The organism is Streptomyces sp. NBC_00466, assembly GCF_041433995.1.
GTDB lineage: Bacteria > Actinomycetota > Actinomycetes > Streptomycetales > Streptomycetaceae > Streptomyces.
The window spans coordinates 4696921-4717946 of the sequence record NZ_CP107896.1; the positions used below are offsets into that span (position 1 = coordinate 4696921).

General features: G+C 70.8%; 17 protein-coding genes. 9 read left to right on the top strand and 8 right to left on the bottom strand.

The genetic code is table 11. The annotated features are described in order from the left end of the window. Nucleotides 1–109: 109 nt before the first annotated feature. The 3 genes from OG210_RS21085 to OG210_RS21095 all read left to right on the top strand — a co-directional run bounded on the left by OG210_RS21085 (nt 110) and on the right by OG210_RS21095 (nt 3651). Nucleotides 110–1519 carry a family 2B encapsulin nanocompartment shell protein gene (locus OG210_RS21085; protein ID WP_328326685.1) on the top strand — a complete coding sequence of 470 codons (1410 nt, stop codon included), beginning with the start codon at nt 110–112 and terminating at the stop codon, nt 1517–1519. 65 nt (nt 1520–1584) lie between these two features. Beyond that, nucleotides 1585–2757 (top strand): family 2 encapsulin nanocompartment cargo protein terpene cyclase, encoded by a 1173-nt coding sequence (locus tag OG210_RS21090; RefSeq protein WP_371540413.1) that lies wholly within the window; start codon nt 1585–1587, stop codon nt 2755–2757. A 15-nt stretch (nt 2758–2772) separates the two neighbouring features. Next, the gene (locus OG210_RS21095; protein ID WP_328326683.1) at nt 2773–3651 is read left to right on the top strand and encodes a geranyl diphosphate 2-C-methyltransferase; all 879 of its coding nucleotides are present in this window, start codon (nt 2773–2775) and stop codon (nt 3649–3651) included. Nucleotides 3652–3901: 250 nt separating this feature from the next. Here the strand turns inward: OG210_RS21095 and rbsD are convergent, their stop codons facing one another. The 5 genes from rbsD to OG210_RS21120 form a co-directional block, all read right to left on the bottom strand. Further along, the gene (gene rbsD, locus OG210_RS21100; RefSeq protein ID WP_328326681.1) at nt 3902–4291 is read right to left on the bottom strand and encodes a D-ribose pyranase; all 390 of its coding nucleotides are present in this window, start codon (nt 4289–4291) and stop codon (nt 3902–3904) included. Further along, nucleotides 4288–5214, bottom strand: coding sequence for a ribokinase (locus OG210_RS21105; protein ID WP_328326679.1), 927 nt, complete (start codon nt 5212–5214; stop codon nt 4288–4290). Before OG210_RS21105 ends, rbsD begins: the two co-directional genes overlap by 4 nt. A gap of 70 nt (nt 5215–5284) precedes the next feature. Continuing rightward, nucleotides 5285–7261 carry a substrate-binding domain-containing protein gene (locus tag OG210_RS21110; protein ID WP_328326677.1) on the bottom strand — a complete coding sequence of 659 codons (1977 nt, stop codon included), beginning with the start codon at nt 7259–7261 and terminating at the stop codon, nt 5285–5287. Continuing rightward, the gene (locus tag OG210_RS21115; RefSeq protein ID WP_328326675.1) at nt 7251–8819 is read right to left on the bottom strand and encodes a sugar ABC transporter ATP-binding protein; all 1569 of its coding nucleotides are present in this window, start codon (nt 8817–8819) and stop codon (nt 7251–7253) included. The genes OG210_RS21110 and OG210_RS21115 overlap by 11 nt, the downstream gene beginning before the upstream one ends. After that, the gene (locus tag OG210_RS21120) at nt 8816–9874 is read right to left on the bottom strand and encodes a LacI family DNA-binding transcriptional regulator (protein WP_328326673.1); all 1059 of its coding nucleotides are present in this window, start codon (nt 9872–9874) and stop codon (nt 8816–8818) included. Before OG210_RS21120 ends, OG210_RS21115 begins: the two co-directional genes overlap by 4 nt. A gap of 188 nt (nt 9875–10062) precedes the next feature. Here OG210_RS21120 and OG210_RS21125 point away from each other — a divergent pair, with 188 nt between their 5' ends. Further along, nucleotides 10063–12333 (top strand): ATP-dependent RecD-like DNA helicase, encoded by a 2271-nt coding sequence (locus tag OG210_RS21125; RefSeq protein ID WP_371538250.1) that lies wholly within the window; start codon nt 10063–10065, stop codon nt 12331–12333. Between the two features lie 133 nt (nt 12334–12466). Then, on the top strand, nt 12467–13765 hold the full coding sequence (locus OG210_RS21130) for a citrate synthase (RefSeq protein WP_266856891.1): 1299 nt from the start codon (nt 12467–12469) through the stop codon (nt 13763–13765). 557 nt (nt 13766–14322) lie between these two features. Here the strand turns inward: OG210_RS21130 and OG210_RS21135 are convergent. From OG210_RS21135 to OG210_RS21145, 3 genes are all read right to left on the bottom strand, one after another. Continuing rightward, entirely contained in the window at nt 14323–14667 is a 345-nt protein-coding gene (locus tag OG210_RS21135; protein ID WP_328326669.1) for a heavy-metal-associated domain-containing protein, read from the bottom strand. 130 nt (nt 14668–14797) lie between these two features. After that, nucleotides 14798–14989, bottom strand: coding sequence for a MerR family transcriptional regulator (locus OG210_RS21140; protein ID WP_328326667.1), 192 nt, complete (start codon nt 14987–14989; stop codon nt 14798–14800). 292 nt (nt 14990–15281) lie between these two features. Then, the gene (locus tag OG210_RS21145; RefSeq protein ID WP_328326665.1) at nt 15282–16172 is read right to left on the bottom strand and encodes a sugar phosphate isomerase/epimerase; all 891 of its coding nucleotides are present in this window, start codon (nt 16170–16172) and stop codon (nt 15282–15284) included. A 190-nt stretch (nt 16173–16362) separates the two neighbouring features. Between OG210_RS21145 and iolC the strand changes: the two genes are divergently transcribed. The 4 genes from iolC to iolD are packed head-to-tail and all read left to right on the top strand — an operon-like array spanning nt 16363 to nt 21021. Next, nucleotides 16363–17319 (top strand): 5-dehydro-2-deoxygluconokinase, encoded by a 957-nt coding sequence (gene iolC / locus OG210_RS21150; protein ID WP_371540415.1) that lies wholly within the window; start codon nt 16363–16365, stop codon nt 17317–17319. Further along, entirely contained in the window at nt 17316–18227 is a 912-nt protein-coding gene (locus tag OG210_RS21155; RefSeq protein ID WP_371538255.1) for a deoxyribose-phosphate aldolase, read from the top strand. Before iolC ends, OG210_RS21155 begins: the two co-directional genes overlap by 4 nt. Next, nucleotides 18224–19120, top strand: coding sequence for a 5-deoxy-glucuronate isomerase (gene iolB, locus OG210_RS21160; protein WP_328326661.1), 897 nt, complete (start codon nt 18224–18226; stop codon nt 19118–19120). The genes OG210_RS21155 and iolB overlap by 4 nt, the downstream gene beginning before the upstream one ends. After that, the gene (gene iolD / locus OG210_RS21165) at nt 19117–21021 is read left to right on the top strand and encodes a 3D-(3,5/4)-trihydroxycyclohexane-1,2-dione acylhydrolase (decyclizing) (protein ID WP_328326659.1); all 1905 of its coding nucleotides are present in this window, start codon (nt 19117–19119) and stop codon (nt 21019–21021) included. Before iolB ends, iolD begins: the two co-directional genes overlap by 4 nt. Nucleotides 21022–21026 lie beyond the last annotated feature (5 nt).

Here is a 21026-nt window from a genome sequence, read left to right on the forward strand (position 1 = left end):
CCGTTCTCGTGGATCTGGACGGATTCCCTGCGATTCACCCCCTTCGTTCCTCTTTCATCGGTCGGCGTACGCGCGCCGACCACCGCCGCCGCAAAGGAGAACCCGCCTGATGACCGTTGAGACCGGCCAGGAAGCAGAGCTGGAGCCGTCCGGGCAGTCCGCCCTGAGTACTGCCGCCGCCCGCAACCTCGCCACCACGGCCAAGTCCGCCCCGCAGATGCAGGAGATCACCTCGCGGTGGCTGCTGCGGATGCTCCCCTGGGTGGAGACCAAGGGCGGCACCTACCGGGTGAACCGCCGTCTGAGCTACACCGTCGGCGACGGAGTCATCGACTTCGTCCAGGACGGTGCCGGGGTCCGGGTGATCCCCCGCGAGCTGGGCGAACTGGCCCTGCTGCGCGGCTTCGACGATGTCGGCGTGCTGACCGCGATCGCCGACCGGTGCGTCCAGCGCGACTTCCGCGCGGGCGAGGTGCTGGTCGAGCGGGGGAACCTCGCCGAGCAGATCCACCTGGTCGCCCACGGCCGGATCAAGCAGACCTCCGCGGGCAAGTACGGCGACGAGGTCTCCGTCGCGCTGCTCGCCGACGGTGACCGGTTCGGCGAGAACGCCCTGCTGGACACCGACGCGAGGTGGGACTACACAGCCACTGCCGAGACCTCCGGCACCGTGCTCACCCTGTCCCGCGCGGACTTCGACGCCGTGGTTGCCGGCGCGCCGGGTCTCCAGGCCCACCTCCAGCAGTTCGGTTCGCTCGCACTCCGCCCGCAGACCCGGCACGGCGAGGCAGAGATCGCGATGTCGGCGGGCCACACCGGCGAAGCCCAGCTGCCGGGTGCCTTCGTCGACTACGAGCTCAACCCGCGCGAGTACGAACTCTCCGTGGCGCAGACGGTCCTGCGCGTCCATACGAGGGTCGCCGACCTCTTCAACGGGCCGATGAACCAGACCGAGGAGCAACTGAGGCTCACCGTCGAGGCGTTGCGGGAGCGCCAGGAGCACGAGCTGATCAACAACCGGGAGTTCGGTCTGCTCCACAACGCCGCCTTCAAGCAGCGGATCCAGACCCAGTCCGGCCCGCCCACCCCGGACGACCTCGACGAGCTGCTCTGCCGCCGCCGGGGCACCAAGCTCTTCCTCGCCCATCCCCGGACGATCGCGGCGATCGGGCGTGGGTTCAACGCGTGCGGGCTCTATCCGGACCACGTCGACCTCGGCGGCCAGCAGGTGCCGGCCTGGCGCGGGGTTCCGATCCTGCCCTGCAACAAGATCCCCATCAGCAAGGACAACACCAGCTCGATCCTCGCCATGCGCACCGGTGAGGACAACCAGGGCGTCATCGGTCTCCACCAGACCGGCCTGCCGGAGGAATACGAGCCGGGGCTTTCGGTGCGCTTCATGGGCATGAACGAGCAGGCGATCATCTCGTACCTGGTCACCACCTACTACTCCGCCGCCGTCCTGCTGCCCGATGCGCTCGGTGTGCTGGAGAACGTGCAGATCGCCCACCGGGCCTAGCGCCCCTGGCGCCCCCACCGGCCCTATCGTCTCTGGTGCCTCTGGCGCCCGCGCGGCCCACCCACCTGACCAAGGAGCTACGGATGCCCGACCCCGGGCCTTCACTTCTGCAGCCGAGCGCTGCTCTGCAACGGATCCTGTGCGGCCCCAGCGGTCTGGGCACGGCGGGCCTGCACCTGGGACGGCGCGCGGAACCTCCGGCTCCTGCCGGGCCGGGGACCGGGCCCGGGACCGGGTCCGAATCCGGGGCACCGGAGGAGGGCACACCGATCCCGGGCCTCTACTACCACCCGGTGGCGCCCCCCGACCCGGCGCGGGTGGAGGAGGTCAGCAAGCGGATCAAGGTGTGGGCGGTGGACGAGGTCGAGGCGTACCCCCCGGAGTGGGAGGACCAGTTCGACGGCTTCTCCGTCGGCCGCTACATGGTCGCCTGCCACCCGGACGCGCCCACCGTCGACCATCTGATGGTCGCCACCCGGCTGATGGTCGCCGAGAACGCGGTCGACGACTGCTACTGCGAGGACCACGGCGGCTCACCCGTCGGACTCGGCAGCCGTCTCCTGCTGGCCCACACGGCTCTGGACCCCCTGCACACGACGCAGGAGTACGCGCCGGAGTGGGTGGAGTCGCTCCAGTCGGACGCGCCCCGGCGCGCCTACCGCTCCGCCATGGAGTACTTCAACCAGCAGGCCACCCCCTCGCAGACCGACCGGTACCGGCACGACATGGCCCGGCTGCACCTGGGCTATCTCGCCGAGGCCGCGTGGGCCCAGGCGGATCACGTACCCGAGGTGTGGGAGTACCTGGCGATGCGCCAGTTCAACAACTTCCGCCCCTGCCCCACCATCACCGACACCGTCGGCGGCTACGAACTCCCCGCTGACCTGCACGCCCAGCCGGCCATGCAGCGGGTCATCGCGCTCGCGGGCAACGCCACCACGATCGTCAACGACCTGTACTCGTACACCAAGGAGCTCAACAGTCCCGGCAGGCATCTGAACCTGCCCGTGGTGATCGCCGAACGGGAGGGTGTCTCCGACCGGGACGCCTATCTGAAGGCGGTCGAGGTCCACAACGACCTCATGCACGGCTTCGAAAGCGAAGCCGCAGCGCTGGCAGCCGAGTGCCCCGTCCCGAGCGTGCTGCGTTTCCTCCGGGGAGTGGCCGCGTGGGTCGACGGCAACCACTACTGGCACCAGACCAACACCTACCGATACAGCCTGCCCGATTTCTGGTAAGGAGCGGACTTCACCATGACCAGCACCGAGCTCACCACTGACGCCCCCGTTTACATCCCGGCCCCGGCGTCGCCGTACCAGGGTGACATCGCCCGATACTGGGACCGTGAGGCCAGGCCCGTGAACCTGCGTCTCGGCGACGTCGACGGGCTCTACCACCACCACTACGGCATCGGCGACGTCGACCACGCCGCCCTCGGGGACGCTCGCGACAGCGAGTACGAGAAGAAGCTGATCGCCGAGTTGCACCGCCTGGAGTCGGCACAGGCCGAAGTGCTCCTGGACCACCTCGGCTCCATCGGGCGTGACGACATGCTCATGGACGCCGGCTGCGGCCGGGGCGGTTCGATGGTGATGGCGCACCAGCGGTTCGGATGCAAGGTCGAGGGCGTCACCCTGTCGGCCAAGCAGGCCGAGTTCGGCAACCGGCGCGCGCACGAACTCGGCATCGACGACCACGTCCACGCCCGGGTGTGCAACATGCTCGACACGCCCTTCGAGACGGGGCAGGCCGCGGGCTCGTGGAACAACGAGTCGAGCATGTACGTCGACCTGGACGACCTCATGGCCGAGCACTCCCGGGTCCTCGGGGTCGGCGGCCGCTATGTGACCATCACCGGCTGCTGGAACCCGCGTTACGGCCAGCCCTCGAAGTGGGTCTCGCAGATCAACGCGCACTTCGAGTGCAACATCCACTCCCGCCGGGAGTACCTGAAGTCCATGGCCGACAACCGTCTCGTACCGCAGACCATCATCGACCTGACGGCGGCGACGCTGCCCTACTGGGAGCTGCGGGCCACGTCCTCGCTGGTCACCGGCATCGAAGAGGCGTTCATCAACTCGTACAAGGACGGCTCGTTCCAGTACCTGCTGATCGCGGCCGACCGCGTCTGACCGGTCCGCCGAGCCGGAGAAACAACTCCCCGTATCCATACAACCCTTGACCCGTAACGGAAGTCGTACGTGGCATCAGGGCTTCAGGGGGACGGATCCGGGGGGAAACGGGAAGCTCTGGTATCAGGGGAGGGGAATGCGGAGGGGGCCCGGTCCGGTGGACCGGGCCCCCTCCGCACATCCTGACCGGAGCATCCCGTCCAGCCGGCAGCCCGTTCAGCCGGCCGCCCTGGTCAGCCGGCCGTCCTGTTCAGAAGAAGACCCCGCACCGCAGCAGCACATTCGCGTACGGGCGCGCCTCTCCCGTGCGGACCACCAGGCGGGTGCCCGCCGAGAGGTCCTTGAGGTCGTCGTGCGGGACCAGCCGCAGGTCCGGGAAGCGGGCGTCCAGCAGTTCCGCCGTCGCCGGATTCGCCTCCCGTACCTCGCGGGCGGCCGTCGCGCCCTCCACGACCAGTTCCGCGAGCAGCCCGTCGAGCACCTCGGCGAACGACGGGGTCCCGGCCCGGAACGCCAGATCCACCAGGCGGGGCCCGTCCGGGACCGGCATCCCCACATCGCAGATCAGCACACCGTCGCCGTGGCCCAACTCGGCCAGGGCGCCCGCGAGATGACGGTTGAGGATTCCGGACTTCTTCATTCCGCCCGTGCCTCGTCCGGAGCTTCCCGCACCTCGTCGGCGGTCGGGTAGGACTCCTGCGCGCCGGGCCTGGTGACGGCGGTCGCGCCGACCCGGGCGGCGAACGCGGCGGCCTGAGCCAGGTCCTCGCCCCGGCCCAGGCGCCAGGCCAGCGCGGCCGTGAAGGCGTCGCCCGCACCGGTGGTGTCCACCGCGTCGACTTTGAGGCTCGGTACGTGCGCGCTCGTCCCCGTACGGCCGTCGGCGACCAGCGCGCCCGCAGCGCCCAGGGTGATCACCACGGAGCGCGGCCCGAGTGCGAGCAGTGCCCGCGCCCACGCCTCGGGGGAGTCGCCCGCCGCGTCGCCCAGCACCGTCCTGGCCTCGTGCTCATTGACCACCAGCGGGTCGCAGGCCGCGAGGATCTCGTCGGACAGCGGCTGCGGCGGGGACGGGTTCAGTACGAACCTGGCTCCGTCGGGCAGCACCCGTACCAGCTCGGTGACCGTCTCCAGCGGGATCTCCAGCTGTGTCGACACCACCCCGGCCGCCGCCAGCAGGTCGCCCGCCGCGCGGATATCGGCCGGGGTGAGCCGGGCGTTGGCACCGGGGGAGACCACGATGCTGTTGTCGCCCGACGGGTCCACCGTGATCAGGGCGACACCGGTGGGCGCGCCGCCGACGAGGACGCCCGCGGTGTCGACGCCCGCCGCGCGCTGGGATTCAAGGAGCAGCCGTCCGTTGGCGTCGTCCCCGACCCGGGCCAGCAGGGCGCTGCGGGCGCCGAGCCGGGCCGCGGCCACCGACTGGTTGGCGCCCTTGCCGCCCGGGTGGATGACGAGGTCGGAGCCGAGCACGGTCTCGCCGGGCGCGGGGCGGCGTTCGACGCCGATCACCAGGTCGGCGTTGGCCGACCCTACGACCAGCAGGTCGTAGTCGTACATATCAGTCCTGCTTTCGGAGTGGGCGGTCTTTCGGAGGGCCGGTGGCCGGGCCTGCCGGGCTGTGGGCCCGTCAGGAGAAGTCGGCTGCGTTCTTCTTGGTGACGACCTTGACCGGCACCTTCACCATGCTGCCGACCTTCTTGCCGTGCGAGGCCCTGACCGCGTTCTGGACCGCCAGCTTGCCCAGCTCAGCGGGCTGCTGGGCGACCGTGGCGTACAGGGTGCCCGCCTTGACGGCCTTCAGCCCGTCGGGCGTTCCGTCGAAGCTGACCACCGGGATCGACGTGCCCGCCTTGGAGCCGAGCGCCTTGATGGCGCCGAGGCCCATCTCGTCGTTCTCGGCGAAGACCCCGGTGAGCCCGTGGTTCGCCTGGAGCAGATTGGTCATGACGTCCAGGCCCTTGGTGCGGTCGAAGTCCGCGGGCTGCCGGGCGACGATCTTGATCCCGGGGTACGCCTTCATGCCCTCTTCGAAGCCCTGGCCGCGCTCGCGGCTGGCCGAGGTGCCCGCGGTGCCCTGGAGGACGACGATCCGGCCCTTGCCGCCGAGCTTGGCCGCCAGGGTCTTCGCGGCGAGCTTGCCGCCCGCGATGTTGTCGGATGCGACGAGGGTCGCGGTGTCCGCCTTGTTGACGCCGCGGTCGGCCGCGACCACCGGTATGCCCGCCTTGTCGGCCGCCCGTACGGAGGGGGCCGCCGCGTCCGAGTCCACCGGGTTGATGATCATGGCCTTGACGCCGGAACTGGTGAAGTTCTCGATCTGGTTGGCCTGCTGGGATGCGTCGTTCTGCGCGTCGGTGACGGTCAGGTCGACGTTCTCGGCCTTGGCCTCCTGCTGGGCGCCCGCCTTCATCTGGACGAAGAACGGGTTGTTCATGGTGGAGAGGGAGAGTCCGACCTTGGTCTTGCCGCCGGACGACGAACCGGAGTTGAAGTAGGTCACGGCGCCGATGACGGCCGCCACACAGACGACGGCGATGCCCGCCTGCGCCGCTTTCCTGCCCTTGCCGTCCGGACCGCCGGATCCGGCACCCGCACCTGCCTGGCCGGTACCGGCGCCCGCCCCGGACCCGGCGCGGCGGCGCAGCGTGTCGAGCAGGACGGCGAGCGCGATGACCACGCCGATCACGACCTGCTGCCAGAACGCCGACACCGAGAGGAGGTTGAGGCCGTTGCGGAGCACGGCGAGGATCAGCGCGCCGATCAGGGTGCCGGACGCCTTGCCGACACCGCCCGCCAGGCTGGCCCCGCCGATGACGACGGCGGCGATGGCGTCCAGCTCGTACCCGTCGGCGGCCTGCGGCTGCGCGGAGGAGAGCCGCGACGCGAGGACGATGCCCGCGGCGGCGGCGAAGAGCCCGGAGAGCGCGTAGATGGCGAGCTTCTGCCGCTTGACCCGCAGCCCGGAGAGCCTGGCGGCCTCCTCGTTGCCGCCGATGGCGTACATGGAGCGGCCGATGTACGTACGGGCCAGGATCAGCGCGGTGATCAGCCCCATCGCGATCATCACGATGACGGGGACCGGCAGCCAGCCGCCGAGCGTGTCACCGAGCGAGGAGACCGAGCCGGGGAAGGCGATCGGGCTGCCCTGCGAGATGACCAGCGAGAGACCGCGGCCGATGGAGAGCATGGCCAGCGTCGCGATGAACGGCGGGAGTTTGCCGTACGAGATCAGTACGCCGTTGACCAGGCCGCAGGCGATGCCGGTGGCGACGGCGAGTATCACCGCGATCCAGACCGGTATCCCCGCGGAGGTCGCCGTCCACGCGAGCACGGTCGCGGAGAGCGCGGCGACCGAGCCGACCGAGAGGTCGATGCCCGCCGAGACGATGACGAAGGTGACACCGAACGCGAGGATCGCGGTCACGGCGGCCTGGACACCGACGTTGAGCAGGTTCTGGGTGGTCAGGAAGTCGCCGGAGAGCAGCGACATCGCCACCACCAGGACGACCAGGGCGCTGAGCGCGCCATTGTCGAGCAGGATGCGGCGGACGACCGCAGAGGCGCCACTCGCGCCCGTATTGCTCTTGAGCGTGTCAGTGGTCACGGGAACCCTCTGCTTCCTTCACTTCGTTGTGGGAGGTTGCCGCGCTGACGGCGAGTGCCATCACCGCGTCCTGGGTCGCTTCGTGCGCGGGGAGTTCACCGGCGATCCGGCCCTGCGCCATCACCAGCACCCGGTCGCTCATGCCGAGCACCTCGGGCAGATCGCTGGAGATCATCAGGACCGCGTGGCCCGACGCCGTCAGCTCGTTGATGAGCTGGTAGATCTCGACCTTGGCGCCGACGTCGATACCGCGCGTCGGCTCGTCCAGGATCAGGATCTTCGTGTCGGCCAGCAGCCACTTGCCGATGACGACCTTCTGCTGGTTGCCGCCGGACAGCGTGCGTACGTGCTGGCCGAGCCCGGCCATCCGTACGCCGAGCTGTCCGGCGACCCGGGCGGCGGCGGCCTGCTGGCCCTTGATGTCGACGAGGCCGGCGCGGGTGGCGGAGCGCAGCGTGACCAGGCCGAGGTTCTCCTCGACCGAGGCGTCCAGCAGCAGGCCCTGGCCCTTGCGGTCCTCGGGGACCAGGCCGATCCCGGCGCCCATCGCGGCGTTCACGTCGTGCCGGGGCAGCCGTCTGCCGATGACGTCGACGGTGCCCCTGTCGTACGGGTCGGCGCCGAACACCGCGCGGGCGACCTCGGTCCGGCCGGCCCCGACGAGTCCGGCGATGCCGACCACCTCACCGGCCCGCACCTCGAAGCTGATGTCGTGGAAGACGCCGTCCCGGCCCAGACCGCGTACGGAGAGCAGCGGGGCATCGGCGGCACCGGATCCAGGGTCTGCGGGGTCCGCGGCGGCCGGGCGCTCCCGGGGGTACTGCTGCTCGATGCTGCGGCCCACCATCAGCCGCACCAGTTCGTCCTCGGGGGTGTTCGCGGGCACCTGGTCGATGCTGCGGCCGTCGCGGATCACCGTGACCCGGTCGCCGAGCGCGGCGATCTCTTCGAGGTGGTGGGTGATGAAGACGATGCCGACGCCGTCGTCGCGCAGCGCGCGGACGAGCCCGAACAACTTCTCCACCTCGCCGGACGTGAGCACCGCGGTCGGTTCGTCCATGATCAGAACGCGTGCTTCCAGGCTCAGCGCCTTGGCGATCTCCACCATCTGGAGCCGGGCGATGCCCAGTTCACGGACCTTGGTCCGGGGCGCGATGTCGAGGCCGACCCGGGCCAGCAGCCCGGCGGCGTCCTGCTCCATCCGGGCCCGGTCGATCATCCCGAAGCGGCGCGGCTGGCGGCCGAGGAAGATGTTCTCCGCGACGGTCAGATCGGGCACCAGGTTGAACTCCTGGTAGATCGTGGCGATCCCGAGGCGCTCGGCGTCCTGCGCGCCGTGGATACGGACCTCGCGGCCCTCGGCGAAGATCCGGCCGCTGTCGGGACGGTAGGCACCCGAGAGCATCTTGATGAGGGTGCTCTTGCCCGCGCCGTTCTCGCCGAGCAGTACGTGCACTTCGCCCCGCCGCAGGTCGAAGTCGACGCTGTCGAGCGCGACCACTCCCGGGAAGGTCTTGCGTATGCCTTCGATACGCAGCAACTCGTCGGGGACGCTCACCGGTTGCTCCTGTTCGGCGTGGGGGCGGGGGACGTGGGGGACGTGGGCGGCGGGGAAGCGGGCGGCGGCTCGCCGCACGAGCGGCGGACCACCAGCTGGGCGGGGAGGATCGCGGACTCCGGCTCCCGGCCCTCCAGACGGTCGATCAGCGCGCGTACGGCGGCCCGGCCGAGTTCGCCGGTCGGCTGGGCGATCGCCGTGATCGGCGGGTCGGTGTGCACGAACCACGGGATGTCGTCGAAGGCCGCCAGCGCGATGTCCTGCGGGATGCGGAGGCCGTGGGCGCGGATCGCGTCCATCGCGCCGAGCGCCATCAGGTTGTCGGCGGCGAAGATCACGTCGGGGGGCTCGGCGAGCGCCAGCAGCCGGGTCGCCTCGCGGCGCCCGCTGCCGGCCTGGAAGTCGCCGTGCCCGATCCGGGCGTCCGGCAGCGGCAGTCCGTGCTCGCGCAGCGCCTCGCGGAAGGCGTCCACCCGCTCGCTGCCGGTGGTGGTCGTGGCCGGGCCCGCGATGATGGACAGCCGGCGGTGGCCCAGCGCGTACAGGTGGGCGACCAGGTCGCGGACCGCGCCGCGCCCGTCGGCCCGTACGACGGGGACGTCCACGCCCGGGATCCAGCGGTCCACGAAGACCATCGGCACCCCGGCCCTGACCGCGTCGAGCATCAGCGGTGAGCCGCCGTCGGTGGGGCTGACCAGCAGACCGTCTATCCGGCGGTCGACGAGGGTGCGGATGTGGTGGTCCTGGAGGGCGGGCTGCTCGTCGGCGTTGCCGATGATCACGCTGTAGCCGTGCGCCCGCGCCTCGTCCTCGACGGAGCGGGCCAGCTCGGTGAAGTACGGGTTCAGCACATCGCTGATGACCAGGCCGAGGGTGCGGGTCTGCTGGGTGCGCAGCGACCTGGCGACCGCGTTCGGCCGGTAACCGAGGGCCTCCACGGCGGCCATCACCCGGGTGCGGGTGTCGGGCCTGACCGACGGATGACCGTTGAGTACCCGGGACACCGTGGCGACGGAGACCTCCGCGCCGGCTGCGACGTCCTTGATGCTCGCCATCGCTGGACCACCTCCTTGTGGGCCGCATGGAATCGATTACACGGGAGATTGGAATCGATTACATGGGCGGCGGTCAAGAGGAGTCCTGCATTCCGTAACTCGATCGTGATGGTCAGGCCGGGGCGCCCGGACCGGCCGCACCCGCCTCCCCGTACCGGGCTGTCGGACCCCGGCGGTAACGTCGCACCATGTCCAACATGGCAGTGCTGGAAGGGGTCCTGGAGCGGATCACCTACGCCAACGAGGAGAACGGCTACACGGTCGCCCGCGTCGACACCGGCCGCAGCTCCGACCTGCTGACCGTCGTCGGTTCACTGCTCGGCGCCCAGCCCGGCGAGTCGCTGCGCATGGAGGGCCACTGGGGCTCCCACTCCCAGTACGGCAAGCAGTTCACCGTGGAGAACTACACGACGGTCCTGCCCGCCACCATCCAGGGCATCCGGCGCTATCTCGGCTCCGGGCTGATCAAGGGCATCGGCCCGGTGATGGCCGACCGGATCACCACACACTTCGGCCTGGAGACGCTCGACGTCATCGAGCAGGAGCCCGAGCGCCTCATCGAGGTGCCGGGGCTCGGCCCCAAGCGGACGAAGATGATCGGCGCCGCCTGGGAGGAGCAGAAGGCGATCAAGGAAGTGATGATCTTCCTCCAGGGGGTCGGGGTCTCCACCTCCATCGCCGTCCGGATCTACAAGAAGTACGGCGACGCCTCGATCTCCGTCGTGCGGAACGAGCCGTACCGGCTGGCGGCCGACGTCTGGGGCATCGGCTTCCTGACCGCCGACCGCATCGCCCAGGCGGTCGGCATCCCGCACGACTCGCCGGAGCGCGTCAAGGCCGGCCTCCAGTACGCGCTCTCCCAGTCCACCGACCAGGGGCACTGCTTCCTCCCCGAGGAACAGCTGATCTCCGACGCGGTCAAGCTGCTTCAGGTCGACACCGGCCTGGTCATCGACTGCCTGGCCGAGCTGGCCGCCGACGAGGGGGTCGTACGGGAGCGGGTGCCGGGGCCCGAGGGCGGCGAGGAGCAGGTCACCGCGGTCTATCTGGTCCCCTTCCACCGGGCCGAGGTCTCGCTCGCATCGCAGGTGGTCAGGCTGCTGCGCACCGAGCAGGACCGGATGCCCGCCTTCCGTGACGTCGACTGGGACAAGGCGCTGCTCTGGCTGGCCGGGCGCACCGGCGCCGAGCTGGCGCCCGAACAGCAGGCGGCGGTCCGGCTCGCGCTCACCGAGAAGGTCGCGGTCCTCACCGGAGGCCCCGGCTGCGGCAAGTCCTTCACGGTCCGCTCGGTCGTCGAGCTGGCCCGCGCCAAGCAGGCCAAGGTGGTGCTCGCCGCGCCCACCGGCCGCGCCGCCAAGCGGCTCGCCGAGCTGACCGGGGCCGAGGCCTCCACCGTGCACCGGCTCCTGGAGCTGAAGCCGGGCGGGGACGCCGCGTACGACAGGGACCGCCCGCTCGACGCGGACCTGGTCGTCGTGGACGAGGCGTCGATGCTCGATCTGCTCCTCGCCAACAAGCTGGTCAAGGCGGTCGCCCCGGGCGCGCATCTGCTGCTCGTCGGCGATGTGGACCAGCTGCCGTCCGTCGGCGCGGGCGAGGTGCTCCGTGATCTGCTGTCGGCCACCAGCCCGGCGCCGAACGTGCGGCTGACCCGGATCTTCCGCCAGGCCCAGCAGTCCGGGGTGGTCACCAACGCCCACTGGATCAACTCCGGGGTGCACCCCATCACCCAGGGCCTGCCGGACTTCTTCCTCTTCGTGGAGGACGAGACCGAGGAGGCCGGGCGGCTCACGGTCGATGTGGCGGCCCGCCGCATCCCGCAGAAGTTCGGGCTGAACCCGCGCCGTGACATCCAGGTGCTGGCCCCCATGCACCGCGGCCCGGCCGGCGCGGGCACGCTCAACGGGCTGCTCCAGCAGGCGATCACCCCGGCCAGGCCCGGCCTGCCCGAGAAGCGGTTCGGCGGCCGGGTCTTCCGGGTCGGCGACAAGGTCACCCAGATCCGCAACAACTACGACAAGGGTGCCAACGGAGTCTTCAACGGCACGGTGGGCGTGGTCACTTCGCTCGATCCGGAGGACCAGAAGCTGACCGTGCTCACCGACGAGGACGAGGAGGTGGAGTACGAGTTCGACGAGCTGGACGAGCTGGCGCACGCGTACGCGGTGACGATCCACCGCTCGCAGGGCAGCGAGTACCCCGCCGTGGTCATCCCGGTCACCACGGGGGCCTGGATGATGCTCCAGCGCAACCTGCTCTACACGGCCGTCACCCGGGCGAAGAAGCTGGTCGTCCTGGTCGGCTCCCGGAAGGCGATCGGCCAGGCGGTCCGCACGGTCTCCGCGGGCAGGCGGTTTACCGCACTGGACCACAGACTGGCGGGAGGCGGCGCGGACGGCGGACGGTGGGAATCGTCACCCCGGGGTTCCGGAACCGGGGCGAACAGGGCAGGATAAGCAGGTTGGCGGCACTGAGTGCCGCCAAATAGCCCAACGGGCGACCCCGAGTGCACTCTGCTGAGCCAAGTGGGGGATGGTAGAGACAGTCAGGGCACCTCGAAGAAGAGGCACTACGTCGGTGAGGGATGACGTGAGCGAGAACGCTAACAAGGCTGTAGTACTGCGGTACGGCGATGACGAGCACACCTACCCGGTGATCGACAGCACCGTCGGCGACCAGGGCTTCGACATCGGGAAGCTCCGAGCCCAGACCGGGCTGGTCACACTGGACAGCGGATACGGCAATACCGCCGCCTATAAATCCGCGATCACCTACCTCGACGGCGAGCAGGGCATCCTGCGCTATCGCGGGTACCCGATCGAGCAGGTCGCCGAGCAGTCGACCTTCCTCGAGACGGCCTACCTGCTGATCAACGGCGAGCTCCCGAAGGTCGACGAGCTGGCGACCTTCAAGAACGAGATCACCCAGCACACGCTGCTGCACGAGGACGTCAAGCGCTTCTTCGACGGCTTCCCGCGTGACGCGCACCCGATGGCGATGCTGTCCTCGGTGGTCAGCGCGCTGTCCACGTTCTACCAGGACAGCCACAACCCGTTCGACGAGCAGCAGCGGCACCTTTCGACCATCCGCCTGCTCGCCAAGCTTCCGACCATCGCGGCGTACGCGTACAAGAAGTCGATCGGCCACCCGTTCGTCTACCCGCGCAACGACCTCGGGTACGTGGAGAACTTCCTGCGGATGACCTTCTCGGTCCCCTCGCAGGAGTACGTGCCGGACCCGGTCGTCGTCTCCGCGCTGGACAAGCTGCTCATCCTGCACGCGGACCACGAGCAGAACTGTTCGACCTCCACCGTGCGTCTGGTCGGCTCCTCGCAGGCGAACATGTTCGCCTCGATCTCCGCCGGTATCAGCGCGCTGTGGGGCCCGCTGCACGGTGGCGCCAACCAGTCGGTGCTGGAGATGCTCGAAGGCATCAAGCAGTCCGGCGGCGACGTCGACACCTTCATCCGCAAGGTGAAGAACAAGGAAGACGGCGTGAAGCTCATGGGCTTCGGGCACCGCGTCTACAAGAACTTCGACCCCCGGGCGAAGATCATCAAGGCGGCGGCGCACGATGTCCTCTCGGCCCTCGGCAAGGATGACGAGCTGCTCGACATCGCGCTGAAGCTCGAGGAGCACGCGCTGGCCGACGAGTACTTCGTCGAGCGGAAGCTCTACCCGAACGTGGACTTCTACACGGGCCTGATCTACCGCGCCATGGGCTTCCCGACCGAGATGTTCACCGTGCTGTTCGCGATCGGCCGGCTGCCCGGCTGGATCGCCCAGTGGCACGAGATGATCAAGGAGCCCGGCAGCCGCATCGGCCGCCCGCGCCAGATCTACACCGGTGAGGTCCTGCGCGACTTCACGCCGGTCGAAGGCCGCTGACCCCGGTCGCACCACGCGGTAGGCGCACCTGCAGGAGGCACACCTGCGGTAGTCGCACCGCTCAGCGCATCGAAAAGCGCCCCGCCGCCGATCCCCCCACGGGTCGACGATACGGGGCGCTTCCCGTTTCCCCGGGCGGATTCCCCCCACGGGATCCGGTCCGGGCGTCTGTTGGGCGCGGACGCCACTCCGCGTATCACTGCTGCTGCCACGGCACGCGATCTGCCGGGGTACGTACTCGACGGGTGGGCCGCTCAAGCTCCCCGTAGCACGTGCCCCGGCCAACGCTTGCCCGGAACATCCCCCAAGATGTTCCGCCGGACGTCCCCCAAGACATCCTTGGCATCGTTCACTTAGACACTCGGGGCGCCAGAATGGTTACCCCCCAAATCCTGTGATCTAAGTCTCGTTGTGAACGTCCTGTGAAGGTACGCAATTACGGGCCGTTTGTCACTACGAACAGCGAAGAGTTGGCCATGGCAATACCTGCCGACGAGGTTTCGGGCGGCCCGGTCACCAGAAGATCTCCACGTACGGGCACAGACCGGGCCCGGTGATCAGGCCCGGCCCACGAGTCCGTATCCCGCCTCGTCCAGCACCGAACGCACCGTCCGCTCGTCCAGTGGGGCGAGCGAGACCACGGTCACCTGTCCGGTGGCGGCGACGGCCGTGACACCCGTGACGCCGGACAACTCCGCGAGTTCGAGCGAGACGGCACCCTCGCAGTGCTCGGAGGCCATCCCGGACACCTGGTAGACGGCGGTGACCGAGCCCGCCTCCGCGCCGGAGCCGCCGTCACCGCAGCACCCGCCGCCGCAGCAGCCGGATTCGGGGGCGGCCTCGGCGGGCGGGCCGGACTGGGGGATCCCGAGATAGGCGGTGTTCTCTCGCTCAGCGGTCATGCTGCTCTCCTCTGCTGTACGGGTGCGCGTGTACCCATCCATGGTGCGCCCGGCGCTCCCGACGGCCACCGGGACCCGGGGTGTCGTCGGCATCCGGGTCCCGGTGCGGCGGCGGCCGCTCCCCTGGGGGTCAGCGGTCTCTGTTCCTGGGCCTGCGCGACACCCACAGCCGGACGGTCTCCGCGTACCAGTAGGGCTTTCCGTTCTCCACCTGGTCGGGGGGTGGCAGCAGTCCGTGTTTCCGGTACGAGCGGACGGTGTCCGGCTGCACCCGGATGTGTGCGGCGATCTCCTTGTAGGACCAGAGCTTTCGGTCGGTCATGTCCAGCACCTCCCTGCCTGCCGCGCGACGCCGGCCGGAAGGCCGGCGGGGGAGTCGCGGAGCTGCGCATTGGTGATCAATTCACCCTCTCCCCGGACAACGGCGTCCGAAGGGGGCAGGGCAGGGGCTGTTGATCTCCTGTGACCGAAAGGCCACGTAACGCGGACATGCGTGACGGGAAGGTAACTCCTGTGACTCAAGCGGCACATGAGGGCATAGGGGTGTGCGTCCGGAGCAACTGCCGGTTCTTCGGGCCTCGCTGTTCCAGGTCCGCCGTTTCAGGCCCGCTGTTTCAGGCCCCGCAGGAGCGGAGGAACGCGCGGGTGCGGCGGGCGATCGGCAGCGGCCGGTCGGGCGGGCACGGGTACATGTCCTGCTCGACGACCGCGAACAGATCGGCCTCCAGCTTCCGCGCCGCGTCGAGCACCGGCTCCAGTGCCGGGATGCCGCCCGGCGGCTCGCACATCACCCCGCGTGCCACGGCGGGCCCGAACGGCAGCCGCTCCGCCCGTACCTGCGCCAGCACCTCGGGATCCACCTGCTTCAGATGCAGATAGCCGATCCGCTCCCCGTACGTCTCGATGAGCCGCACGCTGTCCCCGCCGCAGTACGCGTAGTGCCCGGTGTCCAGGCAGAGCGAGACCAGCTCCGGGTCGGTCGCGTCCAGGAAGCGGGCGACGTTCTCCTCGGTGTCGATGTGGGTGTCCGCGTGCGGATGCACCACGATCCGCAGCCCGAACCGCTCCCGCACCTCGTGGCCCAGACGCTCGGTCAGCCTGGTGAGCTGCCGCCACTGGCCGGCGTCGAGGGTGTCGGGTTCCTTGACCTCGCCCGTCTTGTCGTCGCGCCAGAACGACGGGATGACCACCAGGTGCCCGGCCCCGGCCGCCTGCGCGAGCGCCGCGACATCGGCCACATGCGCCCAGGTCGCGTCCCAGACCCCCGGCCCGTGGTGCAGCCCGGTGAAGACCGTCCCGGCCGACACCCGCAGCCCGCGCCGGGCGGTCTCGTCGGTGAGGCGGACCGGGTCCGTGGGCAGATAGCCGTACGGGCCCAGCTCGATCCACTCGTAGCCGGACGCGGCGACCTCGTCGAGGAAGCGGGTCCAGGGGACCTGGAGCGGGTCCTCCGGGAACCACACCCCCCAGGAGTCGGGTGCGGAGCCGATCCGGATCTGCGTCATGGACCAAGGCTTCCGCCAGGCCCGGAAAGCTGTCAAGTGTTCGTCCGAATGTCCTGACAATGCGTTGACACGGGTCCGAGGGGGGAGTTAGACCTGAGGGCCCGTTACCCGGCCCCCGACACCCGGCCCGTCACACGGCCGGGGCCGCCCGCCGATGGAGAGGACGTGCACGGTGTACGACCTGATCACGATGGGCCGGATCGGGGTGGACCTCTACCCCCTCCAGACCGGTGTGCCCCTGGCGCAGGTCGACACCTTCGGCAAGTTCCTCGGCGGCTCGGCGACGAACGTCGCGGTCGCGGCGGCGCGGCTGGGGCGCCGGACGGCGGTCGTCACCCGGACGGGCGCCGACCCGTTCGGTGAGTATCTGCACCAGGAACTGCGGGCGTTCGGCGTCGACGACCGCTGGGTCACCCCCGTACCCGGCCTGCCCACGCCGGTGACCTTCTGCGAGATGTTCCCGCCGGACGACTTCCCGCTGTACTTCTACCGGCAGCCCAAGGCGCCCGATCTGGAGATGTACGGGGAGGAGCTGGACCTGGGGGAGATCCGGGCCGCGCGGGTGTTCTGGATGACCGGTACGGGGCTCTGCGCGGAGCCCAGCCGCACGGCGACCCTGGCCGCGCTGGCGGCCCGGAGCGCCGCCCCCCAGGGCCCCTGGGAACCCGCCCCGCCCGAACCCCGCGCCACCGTCTTCGACCTGGACTGGCGCCCGGTGTTCTGGACCGGCGACCCGGAGCCGCACTACGTCCGCGCGCTGCGCCACGCCACCGTGGCCGTCGGCAACATCGACGAGGTCGAGATCGCCACCGGCGAGCGTGAACCCCGCGCGGCGGCCGAGGCGCTGCTCGCCCGGGGGCCGGAGCTGGCCGTCGTCAAACAGGGCCCCGGCGGCGTCCTCGCCGTCCACCGCGACGGCCGCACCGCCGAGGTGCCGCCGGTGCCGGTGGAGGTCGTCAACGGCCTCGGTGCGGGCGACGCGTTCGGCGGGGCACTCTGCCACGGCCTGCTCGCCGGGTGGGAGCTGGAGCGCACCATGCGGTACGCCAACGCGGCGGGCGCCATCGTCGCCTCCCGGCTGGCCTGCTCGTCCGCGATGCCGTACGCGTCCGAGGTCGACGCGGCCCTCCAGGGAGTGCGTCCGTGACCGGCGCCGTGGCGGTCTCCGTCGGTGATCTGGTGGCCACCAGGACCCGCCACCCGGAAGCGATCGCCGAGGCCGCGGTCCGCCGCGTCCGCAGACCGCTGCTCGGCGACCGCGGCCGGCTGATGATCGTGGCCGCCGACCACCCGGCCCGCGGCTCGCTCGGCGTCGGCGGGCGGGAACTCGCCATGGCCAACCGGCACGACCTGCTGGAGCGGCTCTGCCTCGCCCTCTCCCGGCCCGGCGTCGACGGGGTGCTCGCCACCGCCGACATCCTGGAGGACCTGCTGCTCCTGGGCGCCCTGGAGGGCCGGGTCGTGATGGGCTCGATGAACCGCGGCGGCCTCGCCGGGGCCTCCTTCGAGCTGGACGACCGCTTCACCGGCCACCGCGCCCAGGACCTGGCCCGCCTCCGCTTCGACGCGGGCAAACTGCTGCTCCGTATCGACTACGAGGACCCCGGCTCGCCGGCCACCCTGCACTCCGCCGCCCGCGCCATCGACGAGATGGCCGCCCGCGCGCTGCCGGTCTTCGTCGAGCCGTTCATCTGCCACCGGGTGGGCGGAAGGCTCCACAACGACCTCACGGCCGACGCGGTCACCCGCTCCCTCGCCATCGCGTCCGGGCTGGCCGGCACCTCCGCGTACACCTGGCTCAAAGTGCCCGTCACCGCCGACCCCGACGACATGGCGCGGGTGATGGAGACCACCACGCTGCCCGCCGTGCTGCTCGGCGGCGAACCGGGCGGCGACCAGGACGCGACCTACGAGAAATGGCGCACCGCGCTCCGACTGCCCACGGTGCAGGGCCTGGTGGCCGGGCGCTCGCTGCTCTACCCGGCGGACGGGGACGTGGCGGGCGCCGTGGACATCGCGGTGGGCCTGCTCCAGCCGCCCGGGAGGGACGTATGAACGACAGCCGTCCGCACGACGAGGCCCTGGTGGTACGGGCGGGCAGCGCGGCCCGCGCCCCGTACGCCCTGGACATCGGCCCCGAGCGGGCCGGCTGGGACCGCTCGGCGCTGCGGATCCTGGAACTCGCCCCCGGAGGTTCACACCGTCTTTCCACGCAGGACAGCGAATGGATCGTGCTGCCCCTGGCCGGGGGCTGTACGGTCCTTGTCGACGGAGAGAGCATCGAACTGCGGGGCAGGGCAGGGGTATTCGCCGGAGTCACCGACTTCGCCTACCTGCCGCGCGACGCCCGCGCCCAGATCTCCTCCGGTGCGGGAGGCCGCTTCGCCCTGGCAGGAGCGAAGTGCGGGCGACGTCTCCCCGCCCGCTACGGTCCCGCGCCGGAGGTTCCCGTCGAACTGCGCGGCAGCGGCAGCTGCTCGCGCCAGGTCAACAACTTCGCCGCCGCCGACACCTTCGAGTGCGACCGGCTGATCGCCGTCGAGGTGCTCACTCCCGGCGGCAACTGGTCGTCGTTCCCGCCGCACAAGCACGACGAGTACCGGCCGGGCGAGGAGTCGGTCCTGGAGGAGATCTACTACTTCGAGATCGCGGACGGCGGCCCCGGCTACCACCGGGTCTCCCCGTCCAGGCCCGGCGGCACCGACCTGCTCGCCGAAGTCCGCAGCGGGGACACGGTGCTGATCCCGGACGGCTGGCACGGTCCTTCGATGGCCACCCCCGGCCACCACATGTACTACCTCAACGTGATGGCGGGGCCGGGCGCCGAACGCGAGTGGCTGATCAGCGACCACCCCGACCACGGCTGGATCCGGCAGACCTGGGACACACAGCCCGTCGACCCGAGGCTCCCGCTGTACGGCAACGGAGCACAGGAGGAGGGCCGATGACAGGCCGTCAGCCGGACACCCTGCACACCGGCACCCGCCGGCTGACCACCGCCCAGGCGCTGGTGGCCTTCCTGGCGCGCCAGTACACCGAGCGCGACGGCCGCAGGCAGCGGCTGATCGCCGCCACCTGGGGCATCTTCGGCCACGGCAACGTCGCCGGGATCGGCCAGGCGCTCGTCGAGTCCGGCCAGGACACGATGGAGTACCACCAGGGCCGCAACGAACAGGCGATGGTGCACGCGGCCGTCGGATACGCGCGCCAGTCCGGCCGGCTCTCCGCGCACGCCGTCACCACCTCCATCGGCCCCGGCGCCACCAACCTGGTCACCGGCGCCGCCCTCGCGAGCGTCAACCACCTGCCGGTGCTGCTGCTCCCCGGCGACACCTTCGCGGCCCGCCCGGCCGACCCGGTGCTCCAGCAGCTCGAAGTCCCGTACGCGGGCGATGTCTCGGTCAACGACTGCCTGCGGCCGGTCTCGAAGTACTTCGACCGGATCACCCGCCCCGAGGCGCTGATCCCGGCCGCGCTCGCCGCGATGCGGGTCCTGGCCGATCCCGAGCTGACCGGCGCGGTGACGCTGGCGCTGCCGCAGGACGTGCAGGCCGAGGCGTACGACTGGCCGGCGGAGTTCTTCGCCGAGCGGGTGTGGCGGGTGCCCGTACGGCGTCCGGACGCCACCGAGTTCGCCGACGCGGCCACCGCGATCCGCGCCGCGCACCGCCCGCTGATCGTCGCGGGCGGCGGCGTCCGCCACAGCGGTGCCCAGGACGCCCTGCGCGCCCTCGCCGACGCGACCGGCATCCCGGTGGCCGCCACCCAGGCCGGCAAGGGCGCACTGCCGTACGACCACCCGGCGGACGTCGGCGGCATCGGCCACACCGGCACCGCCACCGCCGACGGACTGGCCCGCGCCGCCGACCTGGTGATCGGCGTCGGCACCCGCTACACCGACTTCACCACCGCCTCCGGGACGCTCTTCCAGCACCCCGGGGTCCGCTTCGTCAACATCAACATCGCCGGATCCGACGCCCACAAGCTGTCCGCGCTCCCGCTCGTCGCGGACGCCCGCGCCACCCTGGAGCGGCTGACCGGGGCGCTCACCGGCCACCGGGTATCCGCCGCGTACGAGGGCGCGTACCGGGCGGCGAAAGCGGAGTGGGAGGTACGGGTCACCGCCGCCTACACGGGCAGCGAGGACGCCGCGCCCACCCAGACCCAGGTGCTCGGCGCGCTCGACGCGCTCGTGACCGGCGACGACATCGTCATCAACGCGGCCGGATCGCTCCCCGGCGATCTGCACCAGCTGTGGCGGACACGCTCCGCCGACCAGTACCACGTCGAGTACGGCTACTCCTGTATGGGGTACGAGATCCCGGCCGCGATCGGCGTCCAGCTGGCGGCCCCCGGCAGGCCCGTCTGGGCGCTGGTCGGCGACGGCACGTATCTGATGAATCCCACCGAGCTCGTCACCGCTGTCCAGGAGCGGCTCCCGGTCAATGTCGTCGTCCTGCAGAACCACGGGTACGCCTCGATCGGCGGCCTCTCGGAGTCCGTGGGCGCCGAACGCTTCGGCACCGCGTACCGCTTCCGGGCGCCGGACGGCACGTACACCGGCGACCCGCTGCCGGTCGATCTGGCGGCCAACGCGGCCAGCCTCGGACTGACGGTCCTGCGCGCCAAGACCCTGCGTGACCTGCGCGAAGCCCTGGCCGCCGCGCGTGCGTCGGACCGTCCCACATGTGTCTACGTGGAGACCGAAACGGCAGACACAGTGTCGGGGCCGCCTCCGCCGCAGGCGTGGTGGGATGTTCCTGTGGCCGAGACCGCCACTCGCCCCTCGGCGGTCGGGGCCCGGGAGGAGTACGACCGGCAGGTCGCAGCCCGACGCCGTCATCTCTAAGGTTT

What these genes read in the sequence shown, in the direction of transcription:
- OG210_RS21085 (WP_328326685.1), top strand. Translation starts at nt 110, where the DNA reads ATGACCGTTGAGACCGGCCAGGAAGCAGAGCTGGAGCCGTCCGGGCAG.
- OG210_RS21095 (WP_328326683.1), top strand. Translation starts at nt 2,773, where the DNA reads ATGACCAGCACCGAGCTCACCACTGACGCCCCCGTTTACATCCCGGCC.
- rbsD (WP_328326681.1), bottom strand. Translation starts at nt 4,291, where the DNA reads ATGAAGAAGTCCGGAATCCTCAACCGTCATCTCGCGGGCGCCCTGGCC.
- OG210_RS21105 (WP_328326679.1), bottom strand. Translation starts at nt 5,214, where the DNA reads ATGTACGACTACGACCTGCTGGTCGTAGGGTCGGCCAACGCCGACCTG.
- OG210_RS21120 (WP_328326673.1), bottom strand. Translation starts at nt 9,874, where the DNA reads ATGGCGAGCATCAAGGACGTCGCAGCCGGCGCGGAGGTCTCCGTCGCC.
- OG210_RS21125 (WP_371538250.1), top strand. Translation starts at nt 10,063, where the DNA reads ATGTCCAACATGGCAGTGCTGGAAGGGGTCCTGGAGCGGATCACCTAC.
- OG210_RS21135 (WP_328326669.1), bottom strand. Translation starts at nt 14,667, where the DNA reads ATGACCGCTGAGCGAGAGAACACCGCCTATCTCGGGATCCCCCAGTCC.
- OG210_RS21140 (WP_328326667.1), bottom strand. Translation starts at nt 14,989, where the DNA reads ATGACCGACCGAAAGCTCTGGTCCTACAAGGAGATCGCCGCACACATC.
- OG210_RS21145 (WP_328326665.1), bottom strand. Translation starts at nt 16,172, where the DNA reads ATGACGCAGATCCGGATCGGCTCCGCACCCGACTCCTGGGGGGTGTGG.
- iolC (WP_371540415.1), top strand. Translation starts at nt 16,363, where the DNA reads ATGGGCCGGATCGGGGTGGACCTCTACCCCCTCCAGACCGGTGTGCCC.
- iolB (WP_328326661.1), top strand. Translation starts at nt 18,224, where the DNA reads ATGAACGACAGCCGTCCGCACGACGAGGCCCTGGTGGTACGGGCGGGC.
- iolD (WP_328326659.1), top strand. Translation starts at nt 19,117, where the DNA reads ATGACAGGCCGTCAGCCGGACACCCTGCACACCGGCACCCGCCGGCTG.